Origin of the sequence: Bacillus sp. SRB_331 (genome assembly GCF_003264175.1) — a bacterium.
In the GTDB taxonomy this organism is placed as follows: Bacteria; Bacillota; Bacilli; order Bacillales; family Bacillaceae_G; genus Bacillus_A; species Bacillus_A mycoides.
On record NZ_NADV01000011.1, the window covers coordinates 438,413 to 451,409 of the forward strand.

Annotated in this window: 11 protein-coding genes and 2 pseudogenes; 7 read left to right on the forward strand and 6 right to left on the reverse strand. The window is 34.8% G+C overall.

The window, feature by feature from the left end:
• Nucleotides 1-65: 65 nt before the first annotated feature.
• Nucleotides 66-2,813, reverse strand: coding sequence for a S8 family peptidase (locus B5P42_RS10880; protein WP_113734192.1), 2,748 nt, complete (start codon nt 2,811-2,813; stop codon nt 66-68).
• Nucleotides 2,814-3,042: 229 nt separating this feature from the next.
• Here B5P42_RS10880 and B5P42_RS10885 point away from each other — a divergent pair, with 229 nt between their 5' ends.
• On the forward strand, nt 3,043-4,281 hold the full coding sequence (locus B5P42_RS10885; protein WP_113734193.1) for a TolB family protein: 1,239 nt from the start codon (nt 3,043-3,045) through the stop codon (nt 4,279-4,281).
• A 43-nt stretch (nt 4,282-4,324) separates the two neighbouring features.
• On the opposite strand, the gene B5P42_RS10890 is transcribed toward B5P42_RS10885, so the two are convergent.
• Both B5P42_RS10890 and B5P42_RS31975 read right to left on the reverse strand, forming a co-directional pair.
• Complete coding sequence (locus B5P42_RS10890) at nt 4,325-4,447, reverse strand: DUF4023 domain-containing protein (RefSeq protein ID WP_000071866.1); 123 nt, start codon at nt 4,445-4,447, stop codon at nt 4,325-4,327.
• Between the two features lie 61 nt (nt 4,448-4,508).
• Nucleotides 4,509-4,646: pseudogene (locus B5P42_RS31975) on the reverse strand (phosphoglycerate mutase); the annotation flags it as partial.
• Nucleotides 4,647-4,815: 169 nt separating this feature from the next.
• On the opposite strand from B5P42_RS31975, the gene B5P42_RS10895 reads away from it, so the two are divergent.
• The 3 genes and pseudogenes from B5P42_RS10895 to B5P42_RS10905 all read left to right on the forward strand — a co-directional run bounded on the left by B5P42_RS10895 (nt 4,816) and on the right by B5P42_RS10905 (nt 6,501).
• Entirely contained in the window at nt 4,816-5,391 is a 576-nt protein-coding gene (locus B5P42_RS10895; RefSeq protein ID WP_113734194.1) for a histidine phosphatase family protein, read from the forward strand.
• Nucleotides 5,392-5,736 (forward strand): annotated as a pseudogene (locus B5P42_RS10900) (delta-aminolevulinic acid dehydratase); the annotation flags it as partial.
• Nucleotides 5,737-6,000: 264 nt separating this feature from the next.
• Entirely contained in the window at nt 6,001-6,501 is a 501-nt protein-coding gene (locus B5P42_RS10905) for a DoxX family protein (RefSeq protein ID WP_044442499.1), read from the forward strand.
• Nucleotides 6,502-6,536: 35 nt separating this feature from the next.
• On the opposite strand, the gene B5P42_RS10910 is transcribed toward B5P42_RS10905, so the two are convergent.
• Both B5P42_RS10910 and B5P42_RS10915 read right to left on the reverse strand, forming a co-directional pair.
• The gene (locus B5P42_RS10910) at nt 6,537-7,421 is read right to left on the reverse strand and encodes an alpha/beta fold hydrolase (RefSeq protein ID WP_044442501.1); all 885 of its coding nucleotides are present in this window, start codon (nt 7,419-7,421) and stop codon (nt 6,537-6,539) included.
• 15 nt (nt 7,422-7,436) lie between these two features.
• The gene (locus B5P42_RS10915; RefSeq protein WP_044442503.1) at nt 7,437-8,276 is read right to left on the reverse strand and encodes a GNAT family N-acetyltransferase; all 840 of its coding nucleotides are present in this window, start codon (nt 8,274-8,276) and stop codon (nt 7,437-7,439) included.
• Nucleotides 8,277-8,545: 269 nt separating this feature from the next.
• On the opposite strand from B5P42_RS10915, the gene B5P42_RS10920 reads away from it, so the two are divergent.
• Entirely contained in the window at nt 8,546-9,931 is a 1,386-nt protein-coding gene (locus B5P42_RS10920; protein ID WP_044442505.1) for an alkaline phosphatase, read from the forward strand.
• A 54-nt stretch (nt 9,932-9,985) separates the two neighbouring features.
• Nucleotides 9,986-10,450 (forward strand): hypothetical protein, encoded by a 465-nt coding sequence (locus B5P42_RS10925; protein WP_044442507.1) that lies wholly within the window; start codon nt 9,986-9,988, stop codon nt 10,448-10,450.
• Nucleotides 10,451-10,476: 26 nt separating this feature from the next.
• Here B5P42_RS10925 and B5P42_RS10930 read toward each other — a convergent pair whose 3' ends face one another.
• Nucleotides 10,477-11,127 carry a GTP pyrophosphokinase gene (locus B5P42_RS10930; RefSeq protein ID WP_113734195.1) on the reverse strand — a complete coding sequence of 217 codons (651 nt, stop codon included), beginning with the start codon at nt 11,125-11,127 and terminating at the stop codon, nt 10,477-10,479.
• Nucleotides 11,128-11,431: 304 nt separating this feature from the next.
• Here B5P42_RS10930 and B5P42_RS10935 point away from each other — a divergent pair, with 304 nt between their 5' ends.
• Nucleotides 11,432-12,928 carry a YcdB/YcdC domain-containing protein gene (locus B5P42_RS10935; RefSeq protein WP_113734196.1) on the forward strand — a complete coding sequence of 499 codons (1,497 nt, stop codon included), beginning with the start codon at nt 11,432-11,434 and terminating at the stop codon, nt 12,926-12,928.
• Nucleotides 12,929-12,997: the final 69 nt, after the last annotated feature.

Consider the following 12,997-nt stretch of genomic DNA (forward strand, 5'->3'; position numbering starts at 1 on the left):
TCGTTCAACTAAACTATGTTTTGTATTATAAAACTATATTTAAAAGCTTGTCAACAATAATTTTATTATTTCACTTCTAAATCGACGTTCAAATTAGATTTATTTCCAGCTGCATCGGTTGCTACAATGTGGATTGTATTTTTCCCTTGTTGTAATTGATTGCGATCGAAATAAATTTCAAAGTTTTTCTCCCAATGGTTCAAGAAGGCATTTTCCCATACACCATTTCCATTAATTTCATACTGTATCGTTACTGGATGTCCTGGAGCAACCCATCCAGATTCTGTCATCCAGTCTAAAAGTATATCATCTACTTTCCCTCTAATTACAAGGTTTTCTTGATCTACTTCAGGTGATAATTTCGGTGCAGTGCGATCGACGAACACAGCTCCTGTCTGTTTCGTTTCTCCACCAGAGTTAGAAGCAACAGCTTCGATTTGGTATAAGCCATCAGGTAGAGGAGATCCGTCAGTTTTCGTACCATTCCATTTGAAAGATTTATAACCAGGTGTTTCGTTTTTACCTTGATGTATCATGCCTTGATATGTTACACGGTCTTTCGTAATTAAATTAGCGTGAAATGTTACATCCTCCACTGGTGTAACTAAATAGTAATTGATCAGGTTGTCATCTAGTATTCCATCATTATTTGGACTAAAAGTAGAATTAACGATTTCAAGACCATCAATACGTTTGTATTCTTTCGGATCAATGCTAAACGTAAATGGAATACGTATTTCTTCAGTATTCCCTTGCTCTTTCACATATAGATTTCCTGTATATACACCCTGTGGTAAGGAGCTATCTACAGTAATAGTAAAAGGCTTTTCGATGTTACTATTAGGTTTCACACTAATAGAAGAAGAGAAAGAAGTCTGGACTTTTGTTTTTGTATCTAGTAATTCAATGCGAGTTGAAAAGTTTTTCTTTTTGTTAGAAAGATTTTGTAACGTAATATTTTGTGTTAACTTCACTTTGCCGCTATTAGGTTTAATAAGACCGAAACTTACATTGTTAGGTTTCACTAATGCATCTGTTTGGGCTGCTTTTGGAATGTTAATTAAACCAGATCCTTGTGCCATGACAGGATATGTATTTTCATTGACATCCTTTAATGTTTTTGCAGTGTTGGCAAGAGCTGCTTTCAATTGTTCTGTCGTCCAATCAGGATGCATTTGACGCAGCAGGGCAACGGCTCCCGCCACTTGTGGCGCAGCCATACTTGTTCCGTTGTGAGATTCATAGCCACCTCTTGGGACAGTACTAGTAATTTGTACTCCAGGTGCAACAACATCAGGTTTTATGAGCCAACTTCCTTGTGATGGTCCTCTTGAACTGAAGTTACCAATAAGTTCGGTTTGCTTTGGTTGTCCAATTTTTATATTTTTCTTTCGTTTTGTAATTAAAGTTTTTAACTCTTCGCCATTTGTATTTGATAGTTGCATAACTGGAAGAGCTACATCTTCACGTGCAAAATATTCGGGCATAAGATTAATTTCTTTTTCGTTAGAAATTAGTAGCACGCCAAGAGCGCCAGCTTGTTTCGCTTGTTCTGCTTTTACTAACGTGCTTGAAGTTCCTTGTAAAACAAGGGCGAACTTACCTTTCACATCTTGTTTAGCGTAATCACTTGAATTACCGTAGCCAACATATACAAGCTGAGCATCGTTGCCTACTTGGAAATCTGATTTTGATAACGGTAATCCTTGGTAAGATTTATTGGAACCAGCTACTTGGAATGTTGGAAATGGAATAGAAACAGTAGATGCACCAACAGAGATGACACTACTTGCGTTACCAGGAGCGTCAACAGACCAAGGTTTTGGTCCATCATTTCCATTTGAGACGACTGCAGTAACACCAAGTTTTGCTGCGCGTTCTAACGTCATTGTTACAGGTTGATCAGGTACATTCAAATCTTGACCAAGAGATAGATTTAAAACATCGGCACCATCTTGAATAGCTCGCTCAATACCTTGAATAATATCATCGGTCGTACCGGTACCACCATCATTCATGACACGGTAAGCGAGTATAGAAGCATTCGGAGCAATCCCCTTTATTTTTCCGTTACCAGCAATAATTCCAGCAACATGGGTACCGTGGACATTTCCATCCATCGGATCATTATCTTCATCGACTGTATCATAGCCACCGATATAATTTGCTTGTAAATCAGGATGGGTATAGTCGACACCTGAATCGATAATAGCGACTTTCATCCCTTTCCCATCAAGGGGTTTGCCAGTCGGATCTTTTAAATTCCAAGCTTCAGGTGCACCAACTGTAGGGCCTCCAACGTTTGGTGTTTCTTGATCTGCTAGGCTTTTTGACGTTTCATGTAATTTATATGTTAAGTTCGGATAAATTGCTTTTACTTCAGGTAAAGAAGCTAGAGAGGCAATTTGATCCCCTGGGATAGAAATAGAAAATCCAGAAAATAACGTACTATACGTTTCTTTTATGGTTGCTTTCGGTGCTTTTTCTTTTATTTTCTTTGTTGTATCCTCTTGTGCTTTTTTTAGTTGTGCATGGTATGATTGCACATTGCTATTTTGTAGGTCCGGAGCATGTTGAATGTTACTTTGTGAAGCGAGTGGAGCATGTTGCAATTCTACAATAACTGAAATTTTTTTTGATGTTTTTGTTTCAACATTTTGCGCGATTTTGTTTTCTCCCCATTGTTCAATATTTGCTTTTAACTGTGGGCTAAATTGCTTCTCTTTTTGCAGTGATTCAGCATGGGCGCTTAATGCTCCAAAGCTCGAAAAGACGAGCGCCATACTTAATAGTGTTGATGTAGTTTTCTTCATTGAAACTCCCCCTAATAAAAAGTTCCAATTTTCCGAAAATAAATATTACATTTTTATCGTTAATTATAGGAACGGATGTTGGCTAAACTATACATTCGACATAATTCATACTAAACCTCTTTGAATTGAAAATTTCTTGGGGAATTTTTTGGAATTATGTCGAATGGATAATATTTGCATATAGTAAGCGGAATATGAGGAATGCTAAAGGGGGAAATGGGGGTGCTATATGAAAAGGTTTATAGTAAGTGGAATCGTGATTTTGTTCCTTTTTTTCTGTTCAAGTTCTATTACTAGCGCAGAAAACAATGGAGTAAAAGTTGCCTTTATTCGTAATCATAATCTATGGATTAAAGTCGGTGAAAAAGAAAAACAAATTACAAAAGGAGAGTACATAACAGGGCCGAAATGGTCACACAATGGAGAATGGCTTGCATATGCAAAAGGAAAGAAGCGAAATCACTTTGAACTGTATCGGCTGAAAGATGGAAAGAAAGTTACACCATCTCAATCAGAAGCATCGAATTATCAATGGTCACCAACAGAGAATATAATTGCATTTGTATTTGCACGCACATTAAATACATTTGATGCTGAAAAAAAGAAAGCAGATTTTGAAAACGTAGCTAATGGTGTCGGTGACTATGCATGGTATCCTGATGGTAAGAAGTTCCTTGTATCATCAGAAGCGTACTTGCTTCCAACAGGATGGACAGGTGCTCAGTTATATGAAATACAAAAGGATGCAAATATGAATCCTCATAAGATGAAACATTTATATGCACTACCGAATGAGCATGATGATTTTTTAGCATTAGTTGGAAGTGGATTTAAGTGGTCGCCAGATCAAAAATGGATTTCGTTTTTGGCAGTACCAACAGCTTCTTTGTCAGCTGATAGTAATACCCTTTGCTTAATTCGATCAGACGGCAGTCGTTTTGAAACAGTAGATCAAATGTTATTAAACACACAATGGTTCAAATGGGCGCCATCAAAAAATATATTAGCCTATATTGAAGGAAGCGGGAGAGTTGCTTTAGAGAATAAGCATTTAAAAATAAAAGAATTGCCGGCTCTCCAGCAAAATACATTTACTCCAAAAGGCTATGTTGATTGGGATTTCACATGGAAGAACGAGAATGTAATTATCGTTTCAAGGGCAAAGGAAGCAGAGCTATCGGTCCCTCTAGAAAAAAGACCACTACCATCTTTATATGAAATAAATAGTACAACAGATGAACAACATCAAATTACAAAGCCATCCAATAGCCAAGGCGATTATAACCCTATTTTTAGTAAGAAAAGCAACCAATTAATGTGGCTCCGTTCAAATCGTAAGAAAGCTGATGTATGGCTTGCTCATAACGATGGAAAACATGAGAAGAAGTGGATTGAAAATATAGATGTACCAGAGTGGTATTATGAGAAATGGAATTGGGAAGATGTCGTTTCGGTTAAAGACGAGTAAAAAAACCTGCCTGAAATATAATTTTCAGGTAGGTTTTTCAATGTTATTTATGTGTTTTATTTGGCTTTTTTTTCGCAGGGTTTCCGTTCCCTTGGCGCTTTCTATTTTGTTCATCTTTTGCTTGTTTTTCATGTAATGTATCTAAAAATTCATTTGAGTTACTCATTTGTATATCTCTCCTTTTTTCATTGCGTCCTAGTTACTATAACCATTTAGGAGGATAATCATGAGATAAAAGTTAAGCGCTTAATTTTTGTTTCCCGTTCATCATCTGTAATCCAAGGGTTAGCAGTTTTATCACTATTAAAAAAGCCATTTATGTATCCCCATAGGATCACTCCGATAAAGGCAATAATCCATTTCATATTTGTATTCCTCCTCTTATTGTAAAAAGTATTTTACATGTATAATTGTAATATTTTCCAGATATTTGTGTCAAATACTTTTTACATTCTGCTGCTTAAAATAGCAGGAGTAAAGAAAACAATAGGGAAGATATATGTGAGACTATTTCCTAGTGAGAGGAAGAGGAGAATGAAACTTGTCTTTGTTCGGCATGGTGAGGGTAAGCATACAAAAGATTTACCATTAAGTTTACAAGCAGTGAATCCGCCATTGACGGGCGAGGGAAAGAAGCAGGCAAAATTGCTTCAGTACGATGTACCATTACAAGAAAAGGATATATTAATCGCTAGTCCTACACTTCGAGCCTTACAAACTGCGACAATATGGAGTGCGGAAGTTGCTTGTCAAAAAATTGTTCACCCATATATATCCCCGCGTATTTTTCCTTATCGGGAAGCCGCCAAAACATTACCGTGCGATCAATTGTTAGATCGAAAGATAATAAAAAAATTATTTCCACATTTTTCATTAGAAGAAAGTACAAATGAATTGTTATGGAATGAGGGAATCAATATCATATCAGAGAAGGAATTTCAGCAAATAGTAGATGAATTTCTGCACTGGTGCTATCAGTTAAAAGCAGAAAAAATTTGTATCGTTTCACATGATGGAACAATTACAGCCTTTAGGCAATATTTGCAGAAAGTCGCTTTAACTAGAGCTGATTTTTTGAAAGAAACGGGTATGTATGAAATGGACTTATAGGAGGGGAAATTTGTAATGGAAGAGTTAGGGGAATGTGTGTACGACTTAAATGAGCCGAGAGTATACTTTAGCGTAGCGGAAATTAAGTAATATGCAAAATTGCATATTACACATATTTTAAATGGTTGGTATAAGTTTTGGGGAGTTGAAACTAGTAGAATCTTTTTTACATAGTGATGTAAAATCATATGTCGGATTGATAGATTATGTAGATGGAAATGTAGCGCTTATGTTTATAATACGCTTATTTTACGGGCTTATTAACCATAAAAAACGTTAGAAGAGGCTTTTCAAGAAGCGAGATTAACCGATGAGGGGACACATACATTTCGATTATATAAATAGTGTGAAACACGTTTATTCTATATTCGAATAAACGCGTTTCACATTTAACTCACAGTTTTTTTACATTTTCTTCAATGAAAATGATTATCACCTGTGGTATGATATGTTCAAGTTTTTACAGGTAATAAAAGTTACTATATAAACGTTAGTATTTAATGTTTTTTATGTGTGTCACAAATTATTCACGATTAACGTTTTAAAAGTAAGTAACTAATGTTATTATATTATCTGTAACTGACTTAATTACAACTTTAGGAGGAAGATATGATTATTCAATTTTTAAGAGAAAACAAAGCAGTTTCTTTTGTATTAGCGATAATTCGAGTGTATCTTGGTTACACATGGGTAATGGCTGGAATCGGTAAACTACAAGGGAAAGGCTTCGATGCAACTGGTTATTTACAAGGTGCAATTGAAAAATCTAAAGGAGCACAACCAGCTGTTCAATCTTGGTGGGCATCATTCTTACAAGATTTTGCAATTCCAAACGTTGATTTATTTAATACACTTGTGACGTGGGGAGAAATTTTAGTCGGAATTGGTTTAATTGTAGGCTGTTTAACAAAAACAGCGGTCTTTTTCGGTCTTGTAATGAACTTTTCCTATATGTTTAGTGGGTCAATTGGTGTAAACCCTGAAATGGTTATCTTATCCATGTTCGTTCTTGTTTCTGGTATAAATGCTGGAAAACTTGGAATTGATGGCTTAGTTATTCCAAAAGTACTAGGATCGAAAATTCAAAAACGCCAAAAGCAAGCTGCTTAATATATGAAACGGGTATCTCAAAATGAGATACCCGTTTATTTTTCAGCACTTATAGGATTTTTCTCGAAGAAATCTTTTACATACCCTACAAATTCTTGTGGCTCTTGACGAAATGGAGCATGATAACCTTTTTCAATAATATGGAAAGTGCTATTTTTTAAGAATTGATGATAAGTTTCTCCTTCTTTCCAAGAAACGCTATTATCATTTCTTCCCCATATAATTAAAGTTGGTTGCTTGATTTCAGTTGCGTTGATTTGAAGACGCCTAGGCCATAATTTCATTTTATTATAATGCTCTTCATCATTACGCTTGAATTTAACTTTGCTCTCATCATAATCTGCAATAGAAGAAACGGCACTTAAATCAGTCGACAACTTTGGTTTTGGTGAACCTTGTTTATTAACGAACGTATGAGGCCCGCCTGTAGCATCAGTTAAAATAAGGTGGGTAACCGCTTCAGGGTATAAATATGTTAAATTAAGAGAAATTTCTCCGCCCATAGAATGTCCCAGTATTGCGAATGAGTCATACCCTAGTTTTTTCATTAACTTATAATACAAATTTGCATGAGTTGGGAAAGAATAATAAAAATCCATCGGTTTAGAGGAACGTCCGAATCCTAAAGCATCAACAGAAATAATCGTATGATCTTTTGCTAAATCTGAGTAAACCTTTTGAAAACCATCGGATGATCCTCCAAATCCATGGATCATAAGTAAAGGTGGTTTTTCATCACCAATCTTTTTAAAGTAAATCGTTTGACCATCTATCTCTACCATTTTTTCCTCGGTAGCCAGTTTCGCTGTAATTGTATTTTTAACTTGTTTTACTTGTTCTACTGGCTTTTCTGCTGCACTACATCCTACTAATAGTGTAAGAGTAAGACAACCTACTATAAAATAGCTAAATCGCTTCAATTAGGTGTCCCCTTTCTAACATAACGCTGCATCTATCATAGCAAATAGTATATTACGATTTCCAGGAAGTTGATTACCATTCTTTATCATAAGAGGTGAAAGGAGCGTTTCATGGAAATTTGCTGTTTGAAGAAATTGGCGGAATATGAATTGTGAGTGCGGAACATCAATGCGTATCGTCCCATTCCACGATTTATAAATCATTTTTAATAACTGAATAGCGTCTTTTTCTTTTTTTGAAATAAGCGGAGTGACACATAGTACATTTCCTTTTTGTATGCATAAAGCAAAAGCATCTATTTGATTATCCCGCTCTATTTTAAAGGAGTAAGTTGCTCTCGATAGTAGTGATAAATAAAGATTAGAACGATCTGCACCAGTCGCAGTCTGATCAAGAAAAATGAGAGATTGAAGATCGGCTTGCTGAATTTGTTTTATGGGAAAAGAATTTGTACTTATATGAGCCGCTTGTTTTTCGAAACGATGAATTGTTGTTATTGATTGAAATCCATAAGATTCATATAAGGATTCACCAGCTTTTGTTGCAATGAGCGTAATAGGGAGCGATGGATAAGTTACTTTTAAGCTATTGTTTAACAAAATACGGCCAATTCCTTTTCTTTGAAAATCAGGATGCACGATTAACATACCGATAGAAGAAAATCCAGGGGCAAACGAAAAGACCCCGCCCGCTGCAATAAGTTTATTCTCATGTACATAGCCAAAAATTGTGCCAATGGAAAGGTACATATGGAATTGCTCTTTCATAAAACTCTCATGCTGTAACCACCCGACTGATTTGCAAAGAGAGAGTAAATCTGGAATGGAAGATGCGTCTAGTTTTACTGTTTTCATAAAGTTCACCATATTTCTATTTAAATTAGAAAAAATAAGAATAATATTACGAAATGTAAAATAATAGGTTCGTATTAAAAGAAATCCAACATGTTTATATTTATCTTTGTAAAGGGGAGTATGCTTGATATGAAAAGACAAACTTATACAAATTATAACTTAAATTTACATAAGTTAACAAAAAATTTACATATAACTCATTTTCTCTTAACAGTCTTCTATTAAATTTGATAGTGGGAAATGAATAACCTAATTAGGGGGACAAGACAGTGAAAAAGTTTGTAAAAAAAGCATGGCCATTTGCAGTTGTGGCGTCGTTAGCAGTTACTTCGGTAGCAACATGGAATTTTACGCGTTCTAGTGAGGTTAATGCAGATGAGAACGGAAACAATGCAAAAATTAAAAATGTCATTGTATTAATTGGGGACGGTATGGGGCCTTCATATATGACAGCTCATCGTTATATGAAAGATAATCCAAAAACATTTGAGATGGAATCTACAGAATTTGATAAGCATCTTGTAGGAACACAAAAAACATATCCAGAAGATGAACATGAAAATATTACAGACTCTGCATCGGCAGCTACTGCGATGTCAGCAGGTATAAAAACATATAACGCAGCTATTGCAGTAGATAATGATAAAGCTGAAGTGAAAACAGTATTGGAGCAAGCGAAAGAAAAAGGGAAGTCAACGGGACTCGTTGCAACTTCTGAAATTACGCATGCAACACCAGCTGCATTCGGTGCACATGATATTAGTCGTAAAAATATGGACGCAATTGCAAATGATTACTTTGATGAGAAAATTAAAGGTAAGCATAAAATAGATGTTATGCTTGGCGGGGGCGTAAATAACTTTGTTAGAAAAGACCGCAATCTTACAGAAGAATTTAAGAAGTCTGGTTATAGTTATGTAACAGATCGTAATCAATTATTAAATGATAAAAGCGATCAAGTTCTTGGCTTATTTGCACCAGGTGGTTTAGACAAAATGATTGACCGTACTGACAAAACACCTTCATTAGAAGAGATGACAAATACCGCGATTGAGCGCTTGAACAAAAATAAAGACGGTTTCTTCTTAATGGTCGAAGGTAGTCAAATTGATTGGGCTGGACATGATAATGATATTGTCGGTGCAATGAGTGAAATGGAAGACTTCGAAAAAGCGTTTAAAGCAGCAATTGAGTTTGCGAAAAAAGATAAGAACACATTAGTTGTTGCAACTGCAGACCATGCTACTGGCGGATTATCTTTAGGTGCGAATGGTGAGTATAACTTTAAAGTAGATCCGATTAAAGCTGCGAAACGTACGCCAGACTTTATGGCAAATGAGATTGTAAAAGGTGCAAATGTAGAAGAAACATTGAAAAAGTATATTGATCTACAATTAACACCAGAAGAAATTAAAGCTGTAAATGATATAGCTCCATCAAAAGATGTAACAAAGATTGATAATGCAATTGAAGATATCTTCAATAAGCGTTCGGTTACAGGTTGGACAACGGGTGGACATACAGGTGAAGATGTGAACGTATATGCATTCGGACCAGGAAAATACTTATTCTCTGGCGTTCAAGAGAATACAAATATAGCTAAACGTGTCTTTGACATCGTTGGCGGCGGCGATCCGAATAAAGGAAGACGCTAATTATAAATGAAAGTGAGGCGAAATGCCTCACTTTTCTTTTTAGGGGATGGAAAGATGAGCGTTTTTTTAGGGAAATTAAGATTCCTTCTAGTATTCGTATTATTGCTAGTTGGATGTCAATCTCAAGAGAATAATATAGAACAAAAATCTGCTGGGAAAACTGAGGAAAAGGTACATATAACGAAAGAAGAAGAGAAATCCATTCAAGATGTTATTGAGGCATTTGTACGGACGACGAATGAAAAAAATCTTGCTGAACATATGGAGTTATTTTCAAAGAAGATGCCTAGTGCTGAAGACTTAAAAACACAAAAGGAAGCGGCATTTCAAAAGGGAAATAAGAAAATAGAGTTAGAACATATGAATATGAAAGCTCTTAAAGGTGGGCTTGTTATTGTTGAAACGGAGGAAAAAGAAGTAGATGGAGAGGTTACTCTTCAGAAGAAAATGCAGTACGCACTTGGAAAAGAAGAAGAAGGGTGGAAGATTGAAGAGGTTCGTATGATAGAGAAGAAATAAAAAGGTTCTCATAGGAGAGAACCTTTTTATAGTGGTAATAAAATTTGATTTGAACATGCTTCAATGTCATCAATATCTTGACGGATTGTTGCCATCTTATTATCGAGGTCTTCAGCTTTCATAGCAGCGTCATGTAGTTCATCTTTCAAATAGTCAGGTATATTTCCTTCATATTTGTAGTAAAGCTTATGTTCTAAACTTGCCCAAAAGTCCATGGCAAGTGTACGTAATTGAATTTCTGCAAAGACATCTTTCGTACCAGAATTTAGTGACAATGGATATTTAATAATCATATGCAAACTTTTATAGCCATTTCCTTTTGGATTAGCAATATAATCTTTTACTTCTACAATTTCCATGTCTCCACGATTTTCAATAACTCCTTTTAAATGATAAATATCTTCTACAAAGCAACATGTAATACGGATGCCAATAATATCTTGTAATTGTGTTTGAGCATTTTCAACTGTTGGTGATAAGTTTTTACGCTCAAGCTTCCTAATGATACTTTCGGGTTGTTTAAGTCTTGTTTTTATATGTTCAAACGGGTTGTAGTCTTCTAAAAATTGAGCTTCCCGGTTCATAATTTCAAATTTAGTTTTTAACTCTTCTAAAGCGAATGTATAAGGTAATACAAAAGCTTTCCAGTAGTTAACTGTTGATTGGTTATATTCCATTTCTATACACACCTTTTCTTATTTACAAGTGAAGTTGTTATTATACTAAACACCAAATCATGTAGGCGCAAGCAGCAAATGATGAGATCATAAAGCGATATTTAGTTTTCATCTTTTCAACCCCTTTCAAATGAAATTATATATGAATAAACGTCATTGTTAGTAATTTCACTATGTACAATTCTTATAGTAATAGATTCATGTGAAATTCGTATGAACTAATTGTTTCAGCTTTTTGTCTTTTTGCTAATGACTTTTGGTTTTGTTTGTTATAATTACCTTAAATTGTAATAAAGGAGAGGGTATGATGAATCCAAAAGATAAAAAAAGAAAAGAGCAAGTGGCCCATATTATTGAAATTCCAGATGAATATAGGCTTGTTGTAGATGATCAAGAAGGAGTGGATGATCCGTATCATCTATTATGGTGGGGGCATAAAGAGGATGAGGAGAAAAAGATACAAATTACATTAAATAGGCATACTGGTAATTTATTTGAATTCAGGATAGATGATGAAAATTATTTTTCGAGTGATAAAGAAGTGATAGAGGAGAATAAGGCAAGAGAGATTGCAAATGTATTTATAAAAAAATATGTGGAAGAAGAATTAGAATTTTATACATATGTGTCAGTTAAGGATGACTGGCGTGGTTGGAAAGAAATAAATTATATGCAGGAAGTGAATGGATATCCATTGCCGAATACAGGATGTGTTGTGCGAATTCATCCTTCAGGTAATGTTGTGCATTTTCATTACAATGGACAAAAAGCTATAGAGAAAAAACCGTTATGGCCAATTGAAATTGTTGAGGAGAACGTCGTTTTAGAAACTTTGAGAGCTAGACAAGATATGAGACTTGTATTTGTGGATTTAACACATTCTTCATGTAAATATGAAAATGGTGAGGAAGTAAAAGGCTATCATCTTGTATATGAACCAGAACCTAGTCATGCGTTTATTGATGCAAGTACAGGTAAAGATTTATTTGACCCAGATCATTATAAATTGTCTCCAACTGTAGCTGTTGAAAAACCGAAAAAAGTTAGTCAACAAGATGATATATTCGATTTATTTGACTGGGATAAAGAAAGTTTTACAAAAGTGGCTGAGACAGAAAATGAAGATGGAATAAGGATGAAATTTGTTTCGAAAGAGGAATTACAAAAACAGAAAGAAGAAAAGAATCCATATTTAATGAATGAATTCTTTAAAAAGCATTTACCGATGTTAAAATATAATAATTTAGTTGGCATTACGATTGATAAATCAACCAATGAATTAATTGGTTTTATAAAACTGGCAGACGATAAAGAAGTAAAACAAATACTGTCTAGAGAGGAATGTTTACAAAAAGCACTTCAATTTTTAGAACATGTTATTCCAGATGTTACACAATATCTTCGCCTTTGGGATGAACGTGACGAAGATGAAGGGATTGAAAGATTTGTCTTTTCAGTATATGTGAATGAAATTCCGATAGAGTATAGGGAATTCATGGTCAACATTAATACAGAAAATGGTGCTGTGATGCACTACTCGGGAAAACCTAGCAATATAATAGAAGAGTTACTTGCACATGAAACAGCACCAAAAGTAACAAAAGAAAAAGCGTTAGAAATATATAAAGAGGTCATTCGAGTAAAATTAGAATGGTGTATAGATCATGATGCAGAGGAAATGAAATATAAACTGCTGTATAAACAAACGAGGAGTGAAAATCATAAAGAATCCGTCGATTGTAGTCGGAAAATTCGTTACATAGATGCGCATACTGGAGAGAAAATTTGGAGTGAATATTAGTAAAAGCCAATCGATACGTTTCGATTGGCTTTTACTATGTTTATAGAAAAATTTAATGATTAGCGTTGA